21 protein-coding genes are annotated in these 25,135 nt (G+C 40.3%); 14 read left to right on the forward strand and 7 right to left on the reverse strand.

Annotation, left to right across the window (positions count from 1 at the left end; all coding sequences use genetic code 11):
* Positions 1-13: 13 nt before the first annotated feature.
* The 3 genes from KIP84_RS08440 (at position 14) to KIP84_RS08450 (ending at position 4,568) form a co-directional block, all read left to right on the forward strand.
* Positions 14-1,396, forward strand: a complete 1,383-nt coding sequence (locus KIP84_RS08440) for an aspartate aminotransferase family protein (protein WP_213689718.1) — start codon at positions 14-16, stop codon at positions 1,394-1,396.
* Between the two features lie 107 nt (positions 1,397-1,503).
* Complete coding sequence (locus tag KIP84_RS08445; protein WP_000181286.1) at positions 1,504-3,072, forward strand: CoA-acylating methylmalonate-semialdehyde dehydrogenase; 1,569 nt, start codon at positions 1,504-1,506, stop codon at positions 3,070-3,072.
* A 104-nt stretch (positions 3,073-3,176) separates the two neighbouring features.
* Complete coding sequence (locus tag KIP84_RS08450; protein ID WP_005075928.1) at positions 3,177-4,568, forward strand: amino acid permease; 1,392 nt, start codon at positions 3,177-3,179, stop codon at positions 4,566-4,568.
* Between the two features lie 58 nt (positions 4,569-4,626).
* On the opposite strand, the gene KIP84_RS08455 is transcribed toward KIP84_RS08450, so the two are convergent.
* Positions 4,627-5,712 (reverse strand): HlyD family secretion protein, encoded by a 1,086-nt coding sequence (locus KIP84_RS08455; RefSeq protein WP_213689719.1) that lies wholly within the window; start codon positions 5,710-5,712, stop codon positions 4,627-4,629.
* Positions 5,709-7,286 (reverse strand): MFS transporter, encoded by a 1,578-nt coding sequence (locus tag KIP84_RS08460; protein WP_161282191.1) that lies wholly within the window; start codon positions 7,284-7,286, stop codon positions 5,709-5,711. Before KIP84_RS08460 ends, KIP84_RS08455 begins: the two co-directional genes overlap by 4 nt.
* 166 nt (positions 7,287-7,452) lie before the next feature.
* Here KIP84_RS08460 and KIP84_RS08465 point away from each other — a divergent pair, with 166 nt between their 5' ends.
* Positions 7,453-8,073, forward strand: a complete 621-nt coding sequence (locus KIP84_RS08465) for a TetR/AcrR family transcriptional regulator (protein ID WP_213689720.1) — start codon at positions 7,453-7,455, stop codon at positions 8,071-8,073.
* 82 nt (positions 8,074-8,155) lie between these two features.
* Here KIP84_RS08465 and KIP84_RS08470 read toward each other — a convergent pair whose 3' ends face one another.
* From KIP84_RS08470 to KIP84_RS08480, 3 genes are all read right to left on the reverse strand, one after another.
* Complete coding sequence (locus tag KIP84_RS08470) at positions 8,156-9,733, reverse strand: aldehyde dehydrogenase (NADP(+)) (protein ID WP_213689721.1); 1,578 nt, start codon at positions 9,731-9,733, stop codon at positions 8,156-8,158.
* A 15-nt stretch (positions 9,734-9,748) separates the two neighbouring features.
* On the reverse strand, positions 9,749-11,536 hold the full coding sequence (locus tag KIP84_RS08475) for an IlvD/Edd family dehydratase (protein WP_213689722.1): 1,788 nt from the start codon (positions 11,534-11,536) through the stop codon (positions 9,749-9,751).
* 87 nt (positions 11,537-11,623) lie between these two features.
* Positions 11,624-12,799: a fumarylacetoacetate hydrolase family protein gene (locus KIP84_RS08480; RefSeq protein WP_213689723.1), complete on the reverse strand. Its 1,176-nt coding sequence runs from the start codon at positions 12,797-12,799 to the stop codon at positions 11,624-11,626.
* A gap of 111 nt (positions 12,800-12,910) precedes the next feature.
* Between KIP84_RS08480 and KIP84_RS08485 the strand changes: the two genes are divergently transcribed.
* From KIP84_RS08485 to KIP84_RS08500, 4 genes are all read left to right on the forward strand, one after another.
* Positions 12,911-13,846: a LysR family transcriptional regulator gene (locus KIP84_RS08485; RefSeq protein ID WP_013197805.1), complete on the forward strand. Its 936-nt coding sequence runs from the start codon at positions 12,911-12,913 to the stop codon at positions 13,844-13,846.
* 214 nt (positions 13,847-14,060) lie between these two features.
* Positions 14,061-15,032: a D-erythronate dehydrogenase gene (gene denD, locus KIP84_RS08490; protein WP_213689724.1), complete on the forward strand. Its 972-nt coding sequence runs from the start codon at positions 14,061-14,063 to the stop codon at positions 15,030-15,032.
* Positions 15,033-15,065: 33 nt separating this feature from the next.
* Entirely contained in the window at positions 15,066-16,442 is a 1,377-nt protein-coding gene (locus KIP84_RS08495; RefSeq protein WP_213689725.1) for an MFS transporter, read from the forward strand.
* Positions 16,442-17,314, forward strand: coding sequence for an NAD(P)-dependent oxidoreductase (locus KIP84_RS08500; RefSeq protein ID WP_213689726.1), 873 nt, complete (start codon positions 16,442-16,444; stop codon positions 17,312-17,314). Before KIP84_RS08495 ends, KIP84_RS08500 begins: the two co-directional genes overlap by 1 nt.
* A gap of 116 nt (positions 17,315-17,430) precedes the next feature.
* Here the strand turns inward: KIP84_RS08500 and KIP84_RS08505 are convergent, their stop codons facing one another.
* Positions 17,431-18,774, reverse strand: coding sequence for a PepSY-associated TM helix domain-containing protein (locus KIP84_RS08505; RefSeq protein WP_213689727.1), 1,344 nt, complete (start codon positions 18,772-18,774; stop codon positions 17,431-17,433).
* 323 nt (positions 18,775-19,097) lie between these two features.
* On the opposite strand from KIP84_RS08505, the gene KIP84_RS08510 reads away from it, so the two are divergent.
* Genes KIP84_RS08510 through KIP84_RS08525 form a run of 4 tightly spaced genes read left to right on the forward strand, consistent with a single transcriptional unit; the run spans position 19,098 to position 22,379 of the window.
* Entirely contained in the window at positions 19,098-20,117 is a 1,020-nt protein-coding gene (locus tag KIP84_RS08510; protein ID WP_213385000.1) for an ABC transporter substrate-binding protein, read from the forward strand.
* A 2-nt stretch (positions 20,118-20,119) separates the two neighbouring features.
* Positions 20,120-21,130, forward strand: a complete 1,011-nt coding sequence (locus KIP84_RS08515; RefSeq protein ID WP_199976936.1) for an iron ABC transporter permease — start codon at positions 20,120-20,122, stop codon at positions 21,128-21,130.
* Positions 21,127-21,891: an ABC transporter ATP-binding protein gene (locus tag KIP84_RS08520; RefSeq protein ID WP_198078176.1), complete on the forward strand. Its 765-nt coding sequence runs from the start codon at positions 21,127-21,129 to the stop codon at positions 21,889-21,891. The genes KIP84_RS08515 and KIP84_RS08520 overlap by 4 nt, the downstream gene beginning before the upstream one ends.
* On the forward strand, positions 21,888-22,379 hold the full coding sequence (locus KIP84_RS08525; RefSeq protein WP_213689728.1) for a GNAT family N-acetyltransferase: 492 nt from the start codon (positions 21,888-21,890) through the stop codon (positions 22,377-22,379). Before KIP84_RS08520 ends, KIP84_RS08525 begins: the two co-directional genes overlap by 4 nt.
* Here KIP84_RS08525 and KIP84_RS08530 read toward each other — a convergent pair.
* Positions 22,374-23,162 carry a helix-turn-helix transcriptional regulator gene (locus KIP84_RS08530; protein WP_213689729.1) on the reverse strand — a complete coding sequence of 263 codons (789 nt, stop codon included), beginning with the start codon at positions 23,160-23,162 and terminating at the stop codon, positions 22,374-22,376. The two genes, KIP84_RS08525 and KIP84_RS08530, sit on opposite strands and share 6 nt — an antisense overlap.
* A 98-nt stretch (positions 23,163-23,260) precedes the next feature.
* On the opposite strand from KIP84_RS08530, the gene KIP84_RS08535 reads away from it, so the two are divergent.
* Together KIP84_RS08535 and KIP84_RS08540 are read left to right on the forward strand one after the other, a co-directional pair.
* Positions 23,261-24,064 carry a sulfite exporter TauE/SafE family protein gene (locus KIP84_RS08535; RefSeq protein ID WP_213689730.1) on the forward strand — a complete coding sequence of 268 codons (804 nt, stop codon included), beginning with the start codon at positions 23,261-23,263 and terminating at the stop codon, positions 24,062-24,064.
* A 181-nt stretch (positions 24,065-24,245) separates the two neighbouring features.
* A complete protein-coding gene (locus tag KIP84_RS08540; protein WP_213689731.1) occupies positions 24,246-25,130 on the forward strand; it encodes a phosphoribosyltransferase family protein in 885 nt (294 codons plus the stop codon).
* Positions 25,131-25,135 lie beyond the last annotated feature (5 nt).

Genomic DNA, 25,135 nt, shown 5'->3' on the forward strand with positions numbered 1-25,135 from the left:
AAAATAAACAGGAATGGTTATGTTTGATACGGATAAATTTAGCGACTCTGAGCATACCTTGGATGCGGTTCAAACCAATAATAATATGCATATAAATTATCAGGCACACTGGATGCCTTTCTCAGCAAATCGAAACTTTGCTAAAGATCCGCGTATGATTGTGGGTGCAAAAGGGTCGTACTTAATTGATGATTCAGGACGTGAAATATTCGATTCACTCTCCGGCCTATGGACTTGTGGTGCTGGTCATACCTTGCCTGAAATTCAACAAGCTGTAAGTGCACAATTAGGTCAGCTCGATTACTCGCCAGCTTTTCAGTTTGGTCATCCGCTTTCTTTTAAGCTGGCAGATAAAATTGTTCAGCACATGCCTGAAAAATTACAACATGTTTTCTTTACAAACTCGGGGTCAGAGTCGGCAGATACGTCTATTAAAATGGCGCGTGCATATTGGCGTATTAAAGGTAAACCGAGCAAAACAAAATTGATTGGTCGTGCCCGTGGCTATCATGGTGTAAACGTTGCTGGAACAAGCTTAGGCGGTATTGGTGGCAACCGTAAAATGTTTGGTCAGCTTATGGATGTAGACCATTTACCGCATACCTTGCAGCCGAATTTAACTTTTACCAAAGGCTGTGCAGAAACAGGTGGGATAGAACTTGCCAATGAAATGCTTAAGTTAATTGAGCTACACGATGCTTCAAATATTGCAGCCGTCATTGTGGAGCCTGTTTCTGGTTCGGCGGGTTGTATTGTACCGCCAACGGGCTATTTACAGCGTTTAAGAGAGATCTGTGATCAGCATGACATCTTGTTAATTTTTGATGAAGTAATTACAGGTTTTGGCCGTTTAGGAACATGGACGGGAGCAGAGTATTTTGGGGTAACACCAGATATTTTGAACTTTGCGAAACAGGTGACCAATGGTGCCATACCTTTAGGTGGCGTGGTGGCAAGCCATGAAATTTACTCTGCCTTTATGCAACAAGACTTGCCGGAACATGCCATTGAATTTACCCACGGCTATACCTATTCGGCACATCCGGTTGCTTGTGCGGCTGCTTTAGCTGCGCTTGAGGTTTTAGAAAAGAAAAACCTGTTAGCTCAATCTGCGGCGTTAGCACCAACTTTTGAAAAAATGCTGCATGGCTTAAAAGGCTCACCGCATATTTTAGATATTCGTAACTGTGGCTTAATTGGTGCTTTGCAGTTAGCACCACGTGATGGCGACGCCACCATCCGAGGCTTCGAGCTTGGTATGAAACTTTGGAAAGAAGGGTTCTATGTTCGCTTTGGAGGCGACACGCTTCAGTTCGGTCCAATGTTTAACAGCACTGAGGCTGATATTGACCGCTTAATGAATGCCGTGGGCGATGCACTTTATCAATTGAATTAAGGCTTATAGACATTTTAAGAGCATTGGTAGCGTTATAGATGTTCTTTAAAAACTAAATGAAAAATACAGTTTGATCTGAAAACTAATTGTAGTAAGGAGTAACAACAATGACAAATGGCCTAGAAGATTTTAGCTATGAAGAAGTTTCGACTGAAAATAGTACGCATAGTGAACAAGCCAAAAAAGTGCTAGGGCATTTCATTCAAGGAAGAATTGTATCTAAAACGGCAAGAAAACAGCCAGTTTACAATCCTGCGACGGGTGAAATTAGTAAAGAAGTCGAAATTGCAGATGCTCAAACCGTAAATGAGGCAGTTCAGGTAGCCGAGCAAGCATTTCCTGCATGGCGCGATACACCAGTCATTAAACGTGCGCGTGTCATGTTTAAGTTCAAACAACTATTAGAACAAAATGCTGAAAAGATTTGTGCTTTGATTGGACAAGAGCACGGTAAAATTTCTCATGATGCTCAAGGCGAATTACAACGTGGTATTGAAAACGTTGAATATGCTTGCGGTGCACCAGAGCTTTTAAAAGGGGAATATTCAAAAAATGTCGGTCCAGATATCGACTCATGGAGCGAGTTCCAACCGTTAGGTGTTGTGGCTGGCATTACACCGTTTAACTTCCCAGCCATGGTAGCTTTATGGATGTTCCCAATGGCACTGGTTTGCGGTAACTGCTTTATTTTAAAACCTTCTGAAAAAGCACCTTCTGTGGTTTTATACCTTGCAGAATTATTAAAGCAGGCGGGTTTACCTGACGGCGTGTTTAACGTGGTGAATGGTGATAAAGAAGCGGTAGATGCCTTATTGCATCATCCTCGTATTCAGGCGGTTAGCTTTGTGGGTTCAACACCAATTGCTGAATATATTTACCGTACTGCAACATCTACGGGCAAACGTTGCCAAGCATTAGGCGGTGCAAAAAATCATGCGATTATTATGCCGGATGCCGATATTGATAACGTGGTAACTTCATTGCTAGGCGCAGCTTTTGGTTCTTCTGGTGAACGTTGTATGGCATTGTCAGTAGCAGTTGCCATTGGTGATGAAGTTGCCGATGTCGTGATTGATAAGCTGACTCAAGAAATGAAAAAATTGAAGTTCGGCAACTATGCAGATGCAAGCAATGATTTTGGCCCATTGATTACTCAAGCACATAAAGACAAGGTACAAGCCTATATTCAAAGTGCAGAACAGCAAGGCGCAAAAATTGTGGTAGATGGTCGTGATGCAAAACCGGCAGGCTACGAAAAAGGTTTCTTTGTGGGGCCCACTTTAATTGACCAAGTCACACCAAATATGACCAGTTATCAGCAAGAGATTTTTGGTCCTGTGTTGCAAGTTATGCGTGTGAATACCATGCAAGAAGCGATGCAACTGATTAATGACCATGAATATGGCAATGGTACTTGTATCTATACCCGTGATGGGGAAGCAGCACGCTATTTTAGCAGTCATATTCAAGTTGGTATGGTTGGTATTAATGTGCCTTTACCGGTACCTGTTGCTTACCATAGCTTTGGTGGTTGGAAGCGTTCATTATTCGGTGATTTACATGCTTATGGTCCAGATGGTGTCCGTTTCTACACACGCCGTAAAACCATTACGCAACGTTGGCCGTCTGCTCAGGTCCGTGAAGCAAAACAATTTTCAATGCCAACTTTAAATTAATTATTGCAACAAGGGGAAAACATCAGGTTTTCCCTTTTTCATTACCGTAGGATTTTAAACATGTAATAGATTGTTTTTATAGATATATTTTTAAGGATTGAAATATGAATAATGATACAACAAAAAAATTAGGCGAAGGACTTTCAAATCGCCATATCACAATGATTAGTATTGGCGGTGTTATTGGTGCAGGTTTATTTGTCGGTTCATCTTCTGCAATTGCTAAGGCTGGCCCAGCGGTGATTCTTGCATACCTGATTACCAGCATTATGGTATTTCTGGTCATGCGAATGTTGGGTGAGATGGCCGTTTTAGAACCAGACACTGGTTCATTTTCTACATATGCCCGTAAAGCGATTGGCCCTTGGGCAGGCTTTACCATTGGTTGGTTATATTGGTGGTTTTGGGTGCTTGCGATTCCAGTTGAAGCCATTGCAGGTGCTGAAATTTTACATTCATGGTTTCCGAACGTTTCTGTTTCTATCTATGCGTTCTGTTTTATTGTGTTCTTAAGCTTGGCTAACTTTTTTAGTACCAAAAGTTTTGGTGAGTTTGAGTTCTGGTTTTCTTTGGTCAAAGTGGTGGCCATTATCGGTTTCATTATTATTGGTATTTTGGCAATTTCAGGTATTTGGCCTTTAGCTAAAAATGTTAGCGGCGTTGCCAATTTATACAATAACGCCGGTTTTATGCCGCACGGTATGGGAGGCATTTTATCTGCCATTTTAATTACGGCATTTTCATTCTTTGGTGTAGAAATTGTCTCAATTGCAGCAGCGGAATCATCAAACCCTAAACAGAAAATCAGACGTGCCACCAATTTGGTGTTGTATCGTATTATTCTTTTCTTTGTGGTCTCAATGTTTATTGCTGTTTCACTTGTCGATTGGCGTTCACCGGACTTACAAAAGTACGGGACATTCCAATACGTTTTAATGAGCTTAAACGTACCGGGCACTAAACTCATCATTGATACGGTCGTATTTATCGCCGTTGCGAGTTGTATGAATGCTGCGATTTATACGTCCTCTCGTATGCTATTTCGTTTGGGCACTCGTAGTGAGGCGCCTCAAGCAGTAACTAAAATCAATTATGCAGGTGTACCTGCAATTGCAGTGTTTTCTTCAACTTTCATTGGTTTAGTGTGTTGTGTCATTAACTATGTATTCCCCGGAAAAGTATTTGGCTTATTGCTTTCAAGCACAGGGTCAATTGCTTTACTGGTGTACTTAGTTATTGCATTCTCACAACTACGTTTAAGACATAAGCTCGAGGCAGCTGGAGCGGAAATACCATTTAAAATGTGGTTATTCCCATGGCTGACTTGGTTTGTGATTATTATTATTTTAAGTGTGTTGGCTTATATGTTCTTCTCGCCAGCATATAGTTATGAAACGACTTTATCTTTAGGTGTAACTTCGCTTGTGGTTGTTTGTGGGTTGTTCGTCACGCGAAAGCGTAAAGCAACCAGAGCGGTTGCCATGAATCTGGATTAATTAAAAAAGAGACCATAAAAGGTCTCTTTTTTCTCTCATATTCCAAGATTTAGACGAACTATTTAATCGTATCAATAGAGACTAAAACCGATAAACCTGGGCGTAATAATTTAACGTCTTTTTGATTTTCAATAAGCTTAATTCGTAAAGGAAGGCGCTGAACAATCTTGGTAAAGTTACCAGTCGCGTTAGTCGCCGAGATCGGAGAAAAAAATGCGCCAGTAGAAGGAGAAAAGCTGTCTACCACACCTTTTAATTCAACGTTATAAGCATCTACATAGACATTAACTGGTTGTCCGATCTTGATCTTCTTTAATTCAATTTCACGGAAGTTGGCTTCAACATAAACCTGATCTAAAGGAACAACCACCATGAGTGGATTACCAGCACTCACAAAGTTACCTACATTAGCTGACTTTTGACCAATCATTCCGTCAATAGGTGCACGAACCTCTGTATAGCTCAAATTCAGTTTTGCTTTATCAAGCGCCGCTTGGGCTTGTTTAAGGGCTGCTTGTTTGGCTTGTACCTGAATCTTGTATTGGTTGAGCTGATACTGTGCATCAATCACTTTTTCTTTACTGCTGTCTAAGTCAGCATATTGTTCAGTCAAAGTAGTCTTAGATTGCTGTGTAATTAATCGAGATTCCGCTCCAAGTGCCTGTAGTTGCTCATAACGCGCCGTATTATCTTTTGTGAGTTTAATTCCAGCTTCTACTTTTCTCAGCTGTGCTTCAGTTTCTCGAATAACAGTGGGTTGTCTATCCACTGCGAGCATTGCTTCACTCAGGTCAGCTTGCGCTTTTGCATAATTAGATTCAGCCTCAGCCAAAGCAGCTTGATAATCACGTGCATCAATCCGTGCTAAAAGTTGGCCTTTTTTTACGGTCTGGTGATCTTTAATGTAAATTTTCTCAATATTGCCCGACACTTTAGGGGCAATGGTTGAGTACTCTACATCTACACGTGCATCGTCTGTTTCAACAACCGAAGAGGGTAAAAATATAAGTTTTAAAACCCATAAAATAGATGCTAAGACAATAATAAACGCAATAGCCATAACCCAATGCTTTTTGAGAAATTGCACCTTGGTTAACTTGGGTGGTTCGGTATGGGTGGTGTCTTGGGCTTCGAGAGTACTCATAAAGATTTTCCTGAGTTATGACTATTCATTAACTTAATGAGAGCAATACGTGGCGGATAAGTTCGAACTGGCAAAATCAACATCACGATGAACAAAATAGCGGTAAGGCCAGCTAAGATGAGATATTGATCGCTAATAACTAAAACTGATTGTTGCGCTTGAATCGCAGAATTTAGGGCAGATAAACCACCTGAAACACGATCTGCACCATTTGCGGTGAGCACAGGTGGAGTAAGTGGGTTAATAACAGGGCCTTGAATATTTTGGAAAACATGTTGAGCAGTATTTTCAATCAGTCGTGTTGAATGGTATTCACCGCGAACTCGATTGACCCAGTCCAAAATACACACACCCAGTACACCGCTAATAGCACGCGGGGTATTAATCATAGGGGATGCATAAATTGCCATGGTTGGGTGAACACTGTTTGTACCCATCATTAAGAGCGAGAGCACGACACAGGTTTGTCCCAGACATGAGATTGCATGCCAAAAATAAAATTGGTCTTGATTCCATGTGGTATCAAGTTGACTTGCACCTAGGCAACCCGCAATGACCAGAAGTAAACCAAACCCGTGTACGTATCGGCTATCCACCCAAGCTTGATTTAGAAGCTTAACAACAATAGGAATATAGATAAATTGCAATGCCGCAATTTGTAAGCCAATCCACATGGTCTGAGTGGGTTTATAGCCATGTACAGCACTTAAGTAATTGAGTGGTAATGTACTGGTAGACATACCAATAATGACAAAGCAAAAGAGTGCGAAAACAGCATAAGCAAAATTTCGGATTTCGAGCATTTGCGGTTTAATTAATGGTGACGGATAACGCCATTCATGTATGAAAAACCAAGGTAAAGTAATCGCACTGATTAAGGCCAATACACAAATTAATTGAGAATGGAACCAATCTAAATGATTGCCATGCAACAACATGGTGCTCAGGCTCGCTAAGCTAATAATCGCTAAAATGGCACCCATCCAATCGTAAGTTTTTATTCTTGAATAATTCAATGGATCTTGAGGAATACCAAAATAAACCAGTGCAGCGCTTAGCGCACAAAAAGGAATGGTTTGGAAAAATATCATTTTCCAGCCAATTACATCTAAATAAAACGCAGAGAGTGCAGCACTTAAGTTGGGAAAGAACGTCGCAGTTAATGCATAGCAGGCGAGACCCCATAGCCGAATGTCAGGTCCTAAAAATCTAAGCGCACAGGCCATGAGCAAAGGAATAGTTAAACCATTGGCGAGCCCTTGTAAGCCACGCAATAAATAAAAGATTTCGATATTTGGACTAAAAGGAATTAAAACGCTAGAAAAAAGGCAAAGTCCTATAGCAAAAAGCAGAACTCTGCGCATAGAAAAAATGACTGCCCAACTCGTAGACAGGATCATGCCAATAATCATGGCACTTGCGTAAATACTGTTGACCCAATAGCCAGAGTCAACACTAATTCCCATCGCGCCACGAATGTCGACTAAGGTAATGCTGGTGATTCGGTTATTAAATTCAACAGTCATTGCAGCAAATATTGCACCTGCTAAACCGATGAGTGGCTTTGTATTCATTTTTTACCTTAAATCTTAAACATCAATTCATTGCACGGAGTAGATATTTACTGTACTGTACCGATCGGTACTCTACTCTTTAATTAAATTTCCGTCAATTCTCGATTTTGAACTTTTCGATGAGTTACACTTAGAATGAAATCGCTAAAATTTTTATAAGGTCAATATGTCAGTTTCAACTAAAGCTCATGAAAAAGATCAAAAAATTCTGGATGCGGCAACCAAGTTTTTTTTGATTCACGGTTTTAGTGGAACAACGACAGACATGATTCAAAAGGAAGCGGGTGTTTCAAAAGCAACGATGTATGGGTGCTATAAAAATAAAGAAGCGATGTTTGCAGCGGTGATTGAACGTCAATGTACCAACATGCAAAAACAAATTATTTTAGTTGAAACAAAAGCCGACAATTTACGCTCAGCACTAACTGAAATCGGGAAGACCTATCTGTGTTTTATATTATCGCATTCAGGTTTGGCTTTTTTTAGGGTCTGTATTGCAGAAGCGGTAAGATTCCCAGAGTTATCTGAAAAATTCTTTGAATTGGGTCCACAGCGTCTAGCAAATATCATTGCAGGATATCTAGAAAAATCCGTTAAACAGGGCGAAATTGAATTAACTTCTTCTTCGGAAATTGCAGCGAATATATTTTTATCGTTATTAAGAAGTGATGCTCATCTAAAATGTCTGACACATCCTGATTATTTAATATCAGAGAATGAAATTAGTACTTGGGTTGAATATGCAGTTGATTTATTTTTAAAAAATATCAATTACAAACCAAGTTGATTTAGGGGATTCTATTCTATCTATAAGCTCTGGATGTAGAAATTAAAAAAGAGACCCACTAGGGGGCTCTTTTTTTAATTGATTAGATCGCTTCTCTGGTCATCTCACCATTCACAAGTCTTAAAATCTGTAATGGGTTGCTATCTTTTAAAGCTTCTGGCAATAAGCTTTGCGGATAGTTTTGGTAACACACAGGGCGTAAGTAACGGTCAATTGCCAAGGTTCCAACAGAAGTTCCTCTTGCATCTGAAGTCGCTGGATATGGTCCGCCATGCACCATGGCATCACAAACTTCAACACCCGTTGGATAACCATTTATAAGTAATCGTCCAGCTTTTTCCTCTAGCACAGGAACCACATCTGCAAACTCGATTAAGTCTGCCTCATCGGCAATTAAAGTCGCGGTCAGCTGACCATTCATGCTTTGTAAGGCCTGAATGAGTTGGGCTTTATCTTCAACTTCAATGATGACTGTGGTTGGCCCAAAGATTTCTTCTTGTAAAAGTTGGTCGCCTGCTAATAAGAGTTCAACATCCGCTTTAAAAAGTTGAGGTTGTGCTTGATTGCCTTGCTGGGTTTGACCTGCCAAATGTTCAATGCCTTGATGCTGGGTTAAGTGCTCAAGACCAGCGGTATAGCTTTTTAAGGTTCCGGCATTCAGCATAGTTTGTGCAGGTTTGCCACCCATAATTTCGGTTAGATTGCTAATGAGCTGAGTAAACTCGGCTGATTTAATTCCCAAGACTAAACCCGGATTGGTACAAAACTGACCACAGCCTAAAACCACTGAATCTGCCAAATCCTGTGCAATCTTTTCACCACGGTTTTTTAAGGCTTCTGGCAACATCAGCATCGGGTTAATACTGCTCATTTCAGCAAATACGGGAATCGGTTGTGGACGGGCTGCGGCCATGTCACATAAAGCACGACCACCACGAAGTGAACCTGTAAAACCTACAGCCTGTATTAAAGGATGTTTCACTAGTGGCTCACCCACGCCATTACCATAGATCATGTTAAATACGCCTTTTGGCATATTTGATTTTTCTACGGCACGCTCAATAGCCTGAGCTACAAAGTCTGCTGTGGCCATATGTCCACTATGGGCTTTCACCACTACAGAGCAACCTGCTGCCAGTGCCGAAGCAGTGTCACCACCCGCAGTTGAGAATGCTAAGGGGAAATTACTTGCCCCAAAGACTGCCACAGGGCCTACACCGATTTTAATCTGGCGCAAGTCTGGGCGCGGTAAAGGCTGACGCTCGGGTAAAGCGGTATCAATACGAGCACCTAAAAAGTCGCCACGGCGCAGCACTTTGGCAAATAAACGCATTTGTCCACTGGTACGGCCACGTTCACCTTGCAAACGTGCCAGCGGCAAAGCGGTTTCTTGTGAGACAATCTCAAGAAAATCTGTACCCAAGGCATCAAGTTCATCGGCAATATTTTCTAAAAAAGTAGCACGCTGTTCAGGTGAAGTATGGCGATAAGTCTTAAACGCTTGACTGGCCGCTTCACAGGCCTGATTGACTTCTTGTTCGGTTGCATGGTGAAACTCATAAGGCAAAGCTTCGCCAGTTGTTGCATTCACACTTTTTAGTAAAGTGGAACTTTGTGCACTACGTGAACCGTCAATAAAGTTGTGTCCGATAATGGTCATAATAGAATCCTGAAATTAATGAGAATGCCGTGGCAGGTTATTTTGATTGATCACACGCATATATAACGTTGCAGGCTCTAAACAACCGCCAGTAGATAATTGACCTACCATGTTGCGATACATTTCTTGCCAAGGCGTTTGAGATGTAGAGACAGTGGGTTTCCATTCCTGACGGCGTTTTTCTAACTCTTCGTCTGAAATGAGGACATTTACGGAGCGTTTATTTAGATCGATGCGCAAACGATCATTGGTTTTTAATAAAGCAATGCCGCCCCCTACCGCAGCTTCAGGTGACATATTTAGGATAGAAGGGCTAGCAGATGTTCCACTTTGACGGCCGTCGCCTAGGCAAGGCAGAGAGTCAATTCCTTTTTTAATTAATTCTGCGGGTGGGGCCATATTTACAACTTCCGCACTACCCGGATAGCCAACTGTTCCAGCGCCTCGAATGACCAAAATACAATGCTCATCAATGTCTAAGGCTGGATCATTAATTCGTGCGTGGTAGTCTTCGGGTCCTTCAAAAACGATTGCACGTGCTTCAAAGCTATTTTCACTATTTGGGTCAGATAAATATGTTTTCTTAAATGCCTCACCAACAACAGACATTTTCATAATTGCACTGTCAAAGAAATTGCCACTCAACACAATAAAACCTGCACCATGTTTTAATGGTTGCTCATATGGAAAAATGACATCTGCATTTGAAGTTTTTGCATTTTTAGCAATTTCTCCCATCGTTTTGCCGCTGACTGATGCACAGTTTTCATGTAAAACGCCCGCTTTTTGTAATTCATGTAAAACAGCAGGAACACCGCCAGCAAGGTGAAAACCTTCACCCAAATATTTACCCGCAGGCATGCAGTTCACAATGAGCGGAATATTTTCTCCAACGCGTTGCCAGTCTTCTAAACTCAGCTCAATCCCCATATGACGAGCAATTGCAATTAAATGAGGAGGGCAGTTACTCGACGCGCCTAATGCTGAAGCTACTGCTATGGCATTTTCAAATGATTGTTTGTTCATGATTTTAGATGGACGTAAATCTTCTAAAACCATTTCACATATTCTTTTACCGGTCATATAGGCCATTTGCCCACGTTCACGATACGGCGCCGGAATACTTGCACATGTCGGTAAAGACATACCTAAAGCTTCTGCCAAAGCATTCATGGAAAGTGCTGTGCCCATGGTGTTGCAATGTCCGACCGAAGGCGATGCTGAAGTGGTCATTTCCATGAACCCTTCATAGTCAATTTCACCCGTGGCAAGTAAATTTCTTGCATGCCAAAGCACCGTGCCTGAGCCAATTAATTCACCCTTAAAGTGACCATCTAGCATTGGCCCGCCAGATAAAACAATGGCTGGTAAATCTGTTGTTGCGGCTGCCATTAAACAGGCAGGAGTAGTTTTGTCACAACCTGTGGTTAGCACCACGCCATCAAGTGGGTAACCATGTAAGATTTCGACTAAACCTAAATAGGCTAAGTTGCGGTCAAGTGCAGCAGTTGGACGACGGGTTTGTTCTGCAATCGGGTGGACAGGGAATTCCATGGGAATACCACCCGCATCTCGAATACCTGCTTTAACCCGTTCGGCAAGCTCTTTGTGGTGACGGTTACATGGGGTTAAATCACTCCCCGTTTGTGCGATACCAATAATTGGACGACCCGACTGTAGTTCGGTGCGGGTCAACCCATAATTCATGTAACGCTCAACATAAAGTGCTGTCATATCGGCATGTTCAGGATCATCAAACCATTCTTGGCTACGTAAAAAAATCCGTTTATTTTGATCATTCATTTTTTGATCCTTTCACTCATACTTTTTGAAATTTAGTTTATTCACGAGATGAATTTTGCAATTCAAACGATCGATAATACGTGAAAACTATAGTAATTCACGTTGCTTTAAATTACGCATCAAAGCATTTATTCCAAAATTCCACGGTGTTGCTTTGTCACTGGTCATGACCGTGTTGTATAATGTGCCGAGTTTAGGTGAATGAATACGGACCACATCTCCAACTTTATGGGTAAAGCCAGCCCCAGCTTGCTCACGGTCTTGGGTGGGGGCAAATAAAGTACCTAAAAACAAAACAAAACCGTCTGGATATTGGTGGTTTTCATTGAGGGTTTGTTGAATTAAATCTTCGGGATCACGACTAATTTGAGACATAGAACTAATGCCATTGAGCACAAAGTTATCTGTACCCTGAATTTGCAGTTCAACATCACAAGCGCGGATATCATTTAAACTAAAGGTAGAGTCAAAAAGACGAATAAACGGACCGATTGCACAAGATGCGTTGTTATCTTTGGCTTTACTCAACAGTAGGGCGCTTCGACCTTCAAAGTCTCGTAAATTCACATCGTTACCTAAAGTCGCACCTAAAATTTTACCGAGGCTATTTGCAACCAAAACGACTTCTGGTTCTGGATTATTCCACTCAGACTTTGGGTGAATACCAATATTTTGGCCTGTTCCCACAGCTGCTAAAACAGGTGCTTTGGTAAAAATTTCAGCGTCGGTACCAATACCCACCTCAAGATATTGAGACCACATTTTTTGTTCAATTAAATATTCTTTAAGTTGTAGCGCTTTTTCAGAGCCGGGTTCAATTGTTTTTAAATTATCGCCAATTACGCCTTGTACAACTTCACGGATTGATTGAGCTTTTTGTGCATCGCCGCCCGCTTGTTCTTCAATCACACGCTCTAACATGCTTGCTGCAAAGGTGACACCAGCTGCTTTAATCACTTGCAGGTCAATAGGGGCTAAAAAATATGCCTTGTTTGTATCTGGCTCGGCGACAGTATTGGCAAACAACTCATCAATTGAGCCAACTAATTTTCCTTCAATTTCAGCTAAAGCTTTTAAAGGATCTGAACTCTCAAGTAGCTGGGAAATAGTGTGGAACTTTTCAGAAATATCAAAAACCTGATCACCTTTTAAAAGAATCGGAGATGGGCCGGAAATTTGATTTGGAATCCACGCGCGACCAATTAAACATCCTTGGGTAGCGTCGTCTGGTAATGAGTTCTGGGAATTTAACGTAAAGTTCATTCAAAGCATCCTTCTTTTATTTGAAATCATGATATGTTTCTTATTTAATAAACACCAATCGTAATAATTTAATTATTAATAACGAAAAGTTATCGAAAGGGATTTTTGAAAATGGCGGATTTGACTTATACAAGCTTAAATAATTGGTTGAAATTTAAACATTTAGTGCTATTAGAAACTTTGGCTAGAACCAATAACATGCATTTGGCCGCCGAGCAGATGAACCTAAGTCAGCCCGCGGTGAGTAAAATGCTAAAGGAAATAGAAGGTTTATTGGGCTTTCCTGTTTTTGAACGTCTGCCTCGAAATATGCCAGTCACGGCGTTGGGCGAACATGTAATTCGATATGCGCAGCGTGTGTTAAATGATGCAAAGCATTTTGTCGAAGATATTGAAATTTTACGGTTAGGCGGTCACGGATTTTTAAAAGTAGGTGGTATTTTTGCAGCAACCGCGGTGGTGATACCAAATTCAATTATTGAGATTAAAAAACAATGGCCGTTACTTTCTATTGATGTTGTTGAGCAAACCAGTGACCATTTAATGGAAATGCTAAGTGAGCATACTTTAGATTTAGCTATTGGTCGTTTTACAGATGTGACGCAAAGCCAGTTTTTTGATTTCCAACCTTTAGGCCCGGAGCCGTTTTGTATTGTTGTTAATAATGCTCATCCATGTGCCAAGAAAAAGTTTTGTACATTAGAAGAATTATTAAATTGGCCATGGGTACTCTATCCTAAAGGCACGCCAATTCGACAACGTATGGAAGGCGCATTTGCCCGAGCAAAAGTCAAAATTCCCTTAAATACAGTCAATACCATGTCGATGCAGACCTTCTTACAGATATTAAAAGGGGCACCTATGGTGGGGATGTTGCCCGAAGCGATGGTGATTGATCAGGTAAAAGAAGGGCAATTACAGATTTTAGAAACAGATCTAATTTTAGATGCACAGGATTATGGTATTTTGACGCGTAAAAATGAACCAGTTTCTGATATTGCATCGGCATTTATTAATATCTTGCTTAAAAATGCGAAACGTAAATAAACGGCCGAGCCTCAAACCATGATGAGATTTGAGGCTTTAAAATTAAAAGAAAAACCTACTTTGTTTAGTAAGTTTATAAATATAAAACTGATATTAAAAAGTTATCAATATTTAGAAATTATTCATTGGAAATTATTGAAAGGAGTCCTTATCGTTTAATTCACGACAATTACAAAAGTTTTTAAGTGAATAAAAACTAGGAAAGGACCTCTGTATGAATGTGCTAATCACTGGTGGAACAGGTTTTATTGGAAAACAAATTGCTAAAGAGATCTTAAAATCTGGCAGTTTGACTTTAGATGACAATAAACCTGAACCCATCGATAAAATTATTCTGTTTGATGCATTTGCTGGCGATGATTTACCGCAAGATCCAAGAGTTGAAGTGATTGTCGGTGATATTACCGATAAAACTACAGTTGCTCATATTACAGAAAATATTGATGTCGTTTGGCATTTGGCTGCTGTGGTGAGCTCAGCAGCAGAGGCCGATTTTGATTTAGGTATGGATGTTAATTTGTATGGACTCTTAAATTTATTAGAAGAATTAAGAAAGAAACAAACCACGCCTCGAGTTATTTTTGCTAGCGGCTGTGCTGTATTTGGTGGCCAATTACCAGAAGTTGTGACAGATGAGACAGTGGTTACACCAAAGTCTTCTTACGGCATGCAAAAAGCAGTAGGAGAATTGCTGGTCTCAGATTACTCAAGAAAAGGCTTTATTGATGGCCGTATTTTAAGATTACCGACTATTGTGGTTCGTCCAGGTAAACCTAATAAAGCTGCATCAACATTTTTTAGTTCAATCATCCGCGAACCGTTAAAAGGTGAAACAGCTGTTTGCCCAGTCCAGTCAGATACACCTGTTTTTGTTACTTCACCACGACGTTGTGTTGAATCAATGATTAAAGCTGCGTCAATTTCTTCAGATGTACTTCAAGATAACCGAATTATTCCTCTACCGGGATTAACAGTCACCGTTAACGAAATGCTTGAGGCTCTTGAAAAAGTTGCAGGCAAACAAGCAACTGATTTGGTGCAATGGCAAGAAGATAAAACCATTCAACGTATTGTTCAAAGTTGGCCTGTTCAGGTGAAAGCTGAATATGCCGAATCTTTAGGTTTCCAAGCAGACGAAAATTTTGAAAGCGTGATTCAGGCACATATAGAAGATACCCAAAATTAATGGCAGTGATCGCCAGTTGATGTGAGATTTATTATGGAAGATATCAAGAATGTAACTGCTCTCGAAGAGCAGACAATTAAACGTATTTCGAACCGAATTATCCCGTTTCTCATTATTCTATTCATTATGGCATTCCTAGACAGAACCAATATTGGTTTTGCTGCGTTACATATGAATGATGCACTTGGAATTACTCAAACCATTTTTGGTTTAGGTGCAGGTGTATTTTTTCTAGGTTATTTTATTGCAGAAGTTCCAAGTAATATCTTGCTTCATCGGTTTGGAGCGCGAATCTGGATTGCGCGAATCATGATTACTTGGGGAATCATTGCCGCACTCATGGGTTTTATTCATAGCGGTACGCAGTTTATTGTTTTACGGTTTTTACTGGGTATTGCTGAAGCAGGTTTCTTTCCCGGTGTGATCTTTTATTTAACCTTATGGTTTCCTGCAAAATATCGTGCCCGTGTTTTTGCCACGTTTTATCTTGGATTGCCAATTGCTCAAATTATTGGAGCACCAATTTCAGTCGGGCTCATGCAATGGGGCAATACCATTGGCTATGAAGGCTGGCGTTTGATGTATGTGCTGGAAGGGATCCCATCCATTATTTTAGGACTAATTTGCCTTAAATATTTAACTAATAACCCAAAAGAAGCAGAGTGGTTAACAGTTGAGCAACGTCAATGGTTAATGACCACATTAGAGCGTGAAGAAAGAGAAAAAAAGCAATCTGCCGATGCTGCTTTAACTAAAGGTGAACTCATTAAACAAGTATTTAAAAATCCTTTGGTTTGGATTATGGCGGTTGTTTATTTTGGAATTACTTCCGGTTCAAATGCAATGTTCTTCTTCTTACCAAGTGTTTTAGAGTCATTCCGTAACACATTTGGTATGCAGATTAGCCTTATTCAAAATGGTTTACTTACCGCAATTCCATATGCATTTGCAGCTGTTGGAATGGTGCTATGGAGCCGCCGTTCTGACCGTAAACAAGAGCGTTATAAACACGGTGCTTGTGCTGCACTTATGGCGGCGTTAGCTATTGCGATTGCTCTTATTGTGAATCAACCGTGGGCAATTATTGTCGGCTTTATTCTTCTTGCGATTGGTGTATTTAGCGCAATTAACATTTTCTGGACCATTCCTGGGCAAACTCTAACAGGTGTTGGTGCCGCAGCTGGAATTGGATTAATTAACTCGGTGGGTAATTTAAGTGGTTTTACTGGTCCATATTTAACCGGATATTTATATACCACCACAGGCACCTATACAGTGGCATTCCTTGCGATTGCTGGCTTTGTAGCAATGGGTGGTTTGGGCTTGTTGTTATTAGCAAAGTTAAAATCGAATAGTTTAAAAGTAGAACAACAGCAACTTAAAGTTCGAACTGCTACGGAGATGAAATAATGGCGACCATCGGATTTGTGGGGACAGGCATTATGGGGCTGCCGATGGCTATGCATTTACTCAAAGCAGGCCATCACATTAAGGTTTGGAATAGAACTTTATCTAAAGCAGATAGTTTAAAAGAAGCTGGTGCCCAAGTTTGCTCTGACCTTGAACAAGTCGGGAAAGATGTAGAGTTTCTAATCTGTATGCTTAGCGATGGAAAAATCTGTGATGAAATCCTGTTTAAAGAACACGGCGCGACTTCACAGCTAAAACCTGAAAGTACGGTCATTGTCATGAGTTCAATACCCGTTGATGTTGCAAAAGCACAAAGTGAAAAATGCAGAGAAAGAGGATTTAAATATTTAGATGCTCCAGTCTCTGGAGGCGAAAAAGGTGCCCAAAATGCAAGTCTTGCTATTATGGTAGGTAGTGAAGCTAAAACATTTTCACAAGCTGAAACTATTTTAAGTGCAATGGGCCGACCAATTTTAGTGGGTGGGGTTGGCTGCGGAATGCTCGCAAAACTTGTGAATCAAATGATTGTAGCAACTACCATTGCAACTGTAAGCGAGGGCTTATTACTGGCCAGTAAAGCTGGAGCTGATCCTATTAAGCTCAAACAAGCGCTCACAGGCGGTTTTGCAGATTCTCCAATTTTACAGCAACATGGCGAGCGTATGCTAAGTCGAAATTTTAAACCAGGAGGTACAGCTCGAAACCAGCATAAAGACATTCATACAGCCGTTAGCTATGCTAAATCCTTAGAGTTAAATTTACCTGTTGCCCAACAAGTGAGTCAGTTATTTGAAAATATGCTTGCTGCTGGAGACGGTGAACTTGACCATTCTGGTTTAATTCGTGAACTTGAGCGAATGAATCCAGTGTAATATTGCTTTAAATTTAGCGGTACTTGATGAATAGACATAATCAAGTACCGCTTTTTTTATGGTTGATGCTTAGATATTGTAATAAGAAAAATAATTAGTGTTTATTGAAATTTTATTTACGATTTAGACGAAATATATTTACGCATAGCAAAGATAAACAGCGTAAATAAAATACTAAAACCAAAAACAGGTAAGCTGAGACCTAACACGAGTCCCCCCAATATTAACCATGTTTTTTGTGAGCCAGTTGCGCGGTTCCAAATTAATAGACTTTGACCAATGAAGTGAGTTGTCATGAGTTTTAAATTCGAGTTTTTAAACGCAGCCCTATATGCATAAATAATCATAATACACAGTAGAAAGGCATAAAGTGCCAGTACCAATTGATTTATCCAGCCAAATAAAACCCCAATATGCGCATCAACTCCCCAACGAGTGAGTTTTGCCACTAACGAGTAGTCTTTAAACGCAAGTTGATCGATGACTTTGTGTTGTTCCATATCAATGGCGATACTGTCTGCTTGAGTTGGCCATTTACGCTGAATTTCGGCTACAGTCCAAGCTTGATTTCCACTGGTCGGTGGTTTGATTTGTATCTGTGCTGCATCAATACCATGTGCTCTGGCGATTGAAAGAGCAGTATCGTACTCAGTAGAGACAATATTTAAATTAAGATTTTCACTATGAGGCATCTCATGATGTTGATGGTGCATTACTGTAGGTAAATTATCTGTTTGAAGGGAAGTTGCTAAAGTTGGGGTTTGCCAGTTGAGCCACTGACGAGCAACTCGAATATTATCTCCAGCCCATTCAGACCATGTAAGACCTGTAACGGCGATTATTAATAAGAGAGGAAATAAAGTTAAACCCAACGTGCTATGCCATCTTAATAATCTATTTTTTTTTGTTTGCCTGATTTTAAGATTTTGACGCCGTTTCAACCAATTATACAGTCCAGTTAAAGTCAAAATGGCTAACCAGCTTGCCGCCAGTTCACTATAAAAGCGGCCCCATTTTCCTAGCAATAAATTACTATGCAGTTGATCAAGGGTAGTTCGAAACGGTAGCACTCCACTCGTACCATAAACCGCTAGATGGCCTTGAGCTTTAAGTGTAAAAGGATCAATAAAAACGGCTTCACTTGTAAAATCGTGGATAGGGTCTGAAAATATTACACGAGTTGTTTGATTAGAGCTTGGAGCTGGTCTAACTTCAATTACTTGTGCAGACTTAGGCATTACTTGCTTTGCGGCTTCAATTTGCTGGCTCAGCTTATGTGGTGTTTGATTCAGTGGCTCAACATATAGAACATCTTTATAAATGGCTTGTTCAAATTGTGGTGTAATTGCATAGAGTAAACCAGTGATTGCTGCGAACAAGATAAATGGTGCAATAAAAATACCGGCATAAATATGAATTAAGCGGTAAAGACTACGCCAGAAAGATGATTGGGTCAGCATCGGAAGATAATGTCTATCAGATTTTGGGCTGGATTATAACGAGTTATTTATTTTAATGTTGATTGAGTGGTAACCACTATTAAATTATTTGATTAGCTCTGATATACACTTTTTGGCCTAATAATTAAATAGTTTTTATTACTTGGTAAATTTGGCGTTTTTTTTGCTTACTCCTTAATATCTTAGCTATCTCATTTAATTTGACCGCTGTATTACCGATGATTCAAACCGTCTTGCTCACTTATGGTGTTTTTTTACATGAAAAATGCACCAAATAGGCACATATTTTTATTATGCACTGTATTTGTGCAAGGTATGCTGTAATGAAGTTATTCGCTTCATTACTCACTTTACTCATTCTATGTGGATGTTCTTCATCTGAACAAAGTGGTAAAGCACAAGAAAAGTTAGCAGCCCATTCGATATGTGTCTTTGATAGTACAAATACAAAAGTCTGTGTAGCCAAACCCGCCCAAAGAATTGTTTCTTTGTTTGAGTCGGGTTTAGATGGCTTATATATGCTAGGGCAAGGTCATAAAGTGATTGGCATACCAGCCGAAGTATACATCCAGCCTTTATTATTTAATGCCTATTCAAAAATAGATAAGCGTATCGCCAATAAGCAGCTTGCGACGCCTTCACAAGGGGCAAATGCAACCAATATTGAAAGTCTTGTGTTGTTAAAACCTGATCTGGTGATTGTAGGGAGTGGGCAGACTCAAACAATTGAACTGTTACGGCAGTTCGGCATTGCTGTATATGTGATGGAGTCCAGTACCTACCAGCAAGTAAAAGAAGAACTTTCTGAAATTGCTATTCTGAGCGGTGCCCAAAAGCGAGCTCAAGAAATTTTAAATTTCTCTGATGAAATTGTGGCGGAGGTCGCAGCCAAAACCGCACGTCAGCCAAATAAACAATCGATTTACTATGCTTGGTCTGGTGGCCGAATTTTTTCTACCTCGGGACGTCAGTCGATTACCAATGATTTTATTGAGCTGGCGGGGGCGTACAACATTGTTCAGACCAATACGAATCAACCCAATGTAAATCCCGAGACTTTAATTGAATGGAATCCCGACAATATTGTGCTTTGGAATACCAACCCCCAACTGATTTATGAACGAAAAGAATTACAAGGTTTAAGCGCTGTGCAAAACCGAAAGGTATTTAATTTGAGTCCTGCATTTATATATAACCCACACACCATCAAAATTATTATTACGGCGATTTATTTGAATCATAGTATTTATCCCGAAAACTCCGATTTACCTGTAAGTGCTTTACAACAGCGCATTTTAACTAAGTTGTATGGTGAGCACCTTGCAAAAACGTTGGTGCAATAAATATGGAAAAACTGAAATATTATTGGTTTTACCCTTTACCTTTCCTCATGATTTTTATCTCGCTGCTTATTGGGCCAACTCAGACCTTGAGTGCATGGGACTACACGCTGTGGGGTGTACAAGCAGTTTTTGGTACACCTTATTTTGATGCAGAACAATTTAGACTGATGCAGAACATTATTGTGAATGTCAGATTGCCCAGAATTTTACTGACCTTTATGGTGGGAGCTGCATTAGCAACCGCGGGTAATGGTTTGCAGGCATTGTTTCGTAATCCATTGGTCGATTCTTATGTACTTGGTATTTCATCTGGCGCTGCGTTCGGTGCAGCCTTGGCACTTTCTTTAAGTTGGCTTTCACCCAATCTATCAGCCTTTATTTTTGGCGTTTGTGCTGTTGGCTTAACGTATTTATTTGCGCATCAAAAACATGAAAGCCAGACGTCTTTAGTGATGGTGATTTTATCAGGCATGATTGTTTCGGGGCTGTTTTTAGCAGGACTTACAGTTATTCAATACTTAAGTGATCCATTTAAATTACAAGCGATCGTGCAATGGACCATGGGCAACTTACATCAGGCGTCTTGGCAAAAGGTCCAATATGCCGTGCTACCGATCTGTATTGGCCTTGCCGGATTATTTGCGATGCGTTGGCGATTAAACTTGATGGCACTTGGTGCTGAAGAAGCGCAGGCTGTGGGTGTTAACCCAAGATGGGAACAACTGCTTTTAATTGCTCTAGTCACAGTATGTACGTCAACTTCTGTAGCCGCTGCAGGCATTATTAGTCTATATGGGCTCTTTATGCCGCATATTGTGAGAATGTTGGTTGGGCCAGATCACCGCTATAGTATTCCTGCCAATATGGTGTTGGGCGGTAGTTTTTTACTGTTGATTGATAACTTTTCTCGGGTTTTACTTACGTTTGAAATACCGATTGGTATTTTTACCATGCTACTTGGCGCGCCATTTTTCTTATTATTAATGAAAACTCAGAGGACTCATTGGGCATGATTCAAATTGATCAGTTAAATTATGCCTATGGGCATAAACAGGTTCTTAAAAATATTCATCTGGAGTTTCCTGAAAATCAGTTTTCCGTCATTTTAGGACGTAATGGCTGCGGAAAATCGACACTTTTTAAGCTGATGGCGGGTCTAGAACCCGTAAAAGATGGATTAATCCGTTACTCTGGAAAACCATTATCGAACTTTAAAGGTAAAGATCGGGCTGCATTGCTCGGCTTTTTACCGCAGTTTCATAAAACCGTATTTCCATTTCTGGTTAAAGATGTAGTGATTACAGGGCGTGCCGCTTTCAGCAGATATAGGCCTTCAAAGTCAGATTGGGAACGTGTAGACCAAGCTTTGCTTGATTTAGACATCGAGCATTTGCGTGACCGTCCTTATACCGAGTTATCGGGTGGTGAACGGCAATTGGTTATGATTGCGCGTATTTTAGTGCAAGCCCCAAAAGTCATTTTGCTCGATGAACCAACCAACCATCTCGATGTTTATTATCAGTCTTATTTAATGAAAAAGTTGCGTCAGTTGTCGCGGCAAAATTTTACGGTGATTGCGATTATGCATGATCCCAATTTAGCTTTTTTATTTGCAGATCATCTGTTTTTTATGCGCCAACACGAAGTGGTTAAGCCTGAGTCAAAAACACGAATAACTGATCCAAAGTTTTTAAAAAGTGTCTACGATGTTGAGTTCCATGAAGCCATGATTCAAGACAAAACCATTGTTATCCCTGATCATTCTTGGCTATGAATATGTTGAATTATCAAGTAGTGGGCAAAGTAGACTATGAGTCTGCGGTAGAGTTTGCACTTTATACAAGACAGTTGTTATTCCCAGAAATTTATCATGGGCAAGTTCCCAAAGATTTACAAAATTTTGAGCAACATTATGTTCATGACTCATTGGGTTGCTTCATTACGGTAAAAGATCAAAACCGCATTATTGGCACCATTGCATATCGAGCTTATGACTATCGTTTTGATTTAAATTTGTCGCTTAATACGGTTGAGGTCGTTAAGTTATTTGTATTGCCTGAATACCGACGTAATGGTATCGCAACCATGCTATGTAACATGTTGTTTAGCCATGCACAAAAGAATGAAATTACCACTTTTTATTTGCACACTCATCCATTTTTGCCAGCGGCTGAAGAATTTTGGCGGCTCCACGGCTTTGATGTGATTAAACGTGAGTGGATCGAGACCTATGACACCATTCACATGAGTAAATCTTTATAGCGTTTCATTCTGAGTATGAAATCTTTTTTGAAAATGGGTAGGTGGATGACCCATAATTTTACTGAACATTGCAGTAAATGCTGCCGAGTGCTCATAGCCCAAACTAAAGGCAATTTCCGTAATTGAGATATTTTCTTTTAACGCATTTAAAGCATAGATGATGCAGACTCGATTACGCCAAGCCTGAAATGACATGCCCGTTTCTGACTTAAACCAACGATGAAAAGTTCGTTCACTTTTATTATGGACATGTGCCCAATCTTTAGGGCTGCTATGAATATCGGGATGCTCCATAAACTCAGCACACTGATTAGATAGTAATGTGTTGTGAGGCAATGGAATAAACAGAGGCAGGGCTGGTGCAGCTTCTAATTCATATAACAATAAATCGATAACAGCGCCGTCACGGCCTGAACGTTGGTAGTCAACAGGCAGTTGATTTGCTTGAATCAGCAACTGATGCATTAGCGGTGAAACTTGCACGACCTCGCAATAGTTTGCCTGTCTTGGGGCATTAATTAATTCTATATACAGACTATAAGTACTGACTTTAGATAGCCATACTCGATGTGGTTTGCCTGCGGGTATCCATACACCACTGTACGGTAACACGAGCCATTGGCCGTCTTCAGTTTCAACTTTCATAAGCCCTTCGGGTGCATATAAGAACTGAGCACGGCGATGGCTATGCGTATCTAACAAAGTATCAGCAGGATAGTCCGATCCTAACGCTAAAACCGCTTGCGGTAGATGGTCTACATCGTTAATTGGAATATTACGCATATATTTTTGGCTGAAAAAAATAAAAAGATGGCTTTTCTACGTTAGTTTGCCATAGGGCTATTTTATATCATGCCTCTATAAACGTGAGGAAGATATTCATGCTATATGAGCTATTTTTATTTGGACTACTTTCAGGCATAACCACTTGGTTATTTGGTTTTGGCGGCGGTTTTGTGGCTGTACCTTTGCTTTATACAGTCATTATTCAAAAGTGGAGTAATGAAAGTAATATCGGCATATATGCCATGCAAATCGCCGTAGCTACATCAGCTTTTGTCATGCTGTGTTCGGCAAGTTTTGCAACCTTCCGACACTATCGTTCTGGGCCGATAGATTGGCAAAAAATCCGCTTTTTATGGGGTGGTATCGCATTTGGTGGAATTGTCGGTGCAGTAATGGCCTCATTATTTAATGGAAATTGGCTTCGCTGGATATTTATGAGCTATGTGTTCGTAACGATTATTGATTGTTATTACCGACCAGGGTTTATGGTGACATCAAGGCAAAAGCAACACTATGGTCAGAACAGCGAACTCATTAAAGGGGGAATTATTGGTTGGGTTGCGGCACTTTTAGGTGTAGGTGGCAGTGTAATGACGGTTCCTTTATTACGGCGGCGGGGTAGTTCTATGGCAGAAGCTGCGGCTATTGCAAACATTCTCACGCTGCCTTTGTCTTTAACTGCAACACTGACCTATTGTGTATTGTCACTTTGGCAATCTACACCCAACGGATTTATCGGCCTAATCTGGTTTGAAGCTGCATTATTTTTGGTTGCAGGGACATGGATCGGGCTATATTTTTCAGAAAAATTTATTTCAAAACTACCTGATTTATGGCGGGCAAAGTTGTATCCGCTACTTTTAATAATAGTTCTACTCGTCATGCTTTTTGTAAATTAATTTTTTATTTCAATTAATTGAAGAATAATTTCTCTGAAATATCGAATCACTAAATGCTCTAGAACTGTAAATTTTATGTCTTAAAGGGCTTTGAAAAAAGTTTGAAAATTAGACTTGAAATATATAGTGGCTTTATGCCACTATATATTCATCGAAGGTCATCAGACAAAAAGAGGATGATATGGCTATCCAGCTTTTAGATGCGGCAAGAAATGAAATTCCAGTGAAATTCACGCAGTTTTCTGGTGGCGAGCGTCATGTTCAAATTGATGAGAAAACATTGAATTCACTATCTGGCAAGGTATTGATCCGTGCAAAGATGGCCTCAAGTCACGATGTGATGGACTATTTGTTACTTGAAAATATATTGCTGACTCAGGGTTTAACCATTGACCTAGAAGTTCCATATTTTCCATATGCACGTCAGGACCGTATTTGTGCAGTAGGCCAAGCGTTCTCGCTTGATGTGATGACCAAGTTACTCAACATCAATGCAGATAAAAAAGCGGGCAAACAAGGCAAGATCACTGTTTGGGACTGTCATAGTGAAGTAACGACAGCCTTACTCGCTGCCAATACTTCTTTTAGCGAAGTTGTAAACATCAGTTCAGTCGACATCATCGCAAAGAGTGCAGCGCTAAGCACATTGTTAAAAGATGAAAAAACAGTGCTGGTTTGCCCAGACAAAGGCGCGAAAGCACGTACACAAATGGTTGCAGATGCTTCTAATGGCGAGCGCAAACAACCCATCACTATTGTTCAGTGTGATAAAAAACGTGACCCAGTGACTGGCAAAATTTTAGGTACACATGTACATGCAACGGATTTATCAGGCCTAACAGCGGTCATTACCGATGACATTTGTGATGGCGGTGCAACCTTTATTGGTATTGCTAAAGAACTCCGTCGCCTCAATTGCCATAAGGTCGTTCTATATGTGACCCACGGTATTTTTAGTAAAGGTATAGAGGTTTTTGATGGACTGCTAGATCAACTATTTACCTCAGACAGCTTTCCACAACAACCATCAGACAAAATTTCAGTAATTGCTTTTGCAGCAAAATAAAGAGA

The organism is Acinetobacter sp. BHS4, assembly GCF_018454425.1.
GTDB classification, from domain to species: domain Bacteria; phylum Pseudomonadota; class Gammaproteobacteria; order Pseudomonadales; family Moraxellaceae; genus Acinetobacter; species Acinetobacter pittii.